Source organism: Vibrio sp. HENC-03, assembly GCF_000305755.2.
GTDB lineage: Bacteria > Pseudomonadota > Gammaproteobacteria > Enterobacterales > Vibrionaceae > Vibrio > Vibrio owensii.
In genome coordinates, this window is record NZ_JH976101.1 from 1 (window position 1) to 505 (window position 505).

Annotated in this window: 1 pseudogene; it reads right to left on the reverse strand. The window is 49.7% G+C overall.

The window, feature by feature from the left end:
• A pseudogene (locus VCHENC03_RS17180) lies at nt 1–505 on the reverse strand (transketolase); the annotation flags it as partial.

Below are 505 nucleotides of genomic sequence, written 5' to 3' on the forward strand. Positions count from 1 at the left end.
GCCCATGAATTCTGGAAGCATTTGACCAAACGCTTCTAGTGCGTTTTGAGATGCTTTACGTGATGCAATATTTGCTGGGTTTGCTTGAAGGTCAGCAATGATTTGGTTTGCTTTCTCTTCCCACTCAGCCGGTAGGTCACCGTTTACGCGGCGTTTGAATTCAGCTGCCAGCTCAGGGTACGCTGCTTCATAAGCTGCAAATTTCTCGTCCCACGCTGCTTCCTTAGCTGCGCCTGCTTCTTTCGCTGACCACTCTGCGTAGACTTCCTGCGGAATTTCAAAAGGACCGTGCTCCCAACCTAGTTCTTTACGTGTCGCTGCAATTTCTTCAGCACCTAGTGGCGCACCGTGACAGTCGTGTGAACCAGATTTGTTTGGTGAACCAAAACCGATGATAGTTTTAGTACAGATAAGTGTAGGGCGTGGATCTGCTTTTGCTGCTTCGATTGCTGCGTTGATCGCTTCAGAGTCGTGACCATCTACAGCAGGGATTACGTGCCAGCCG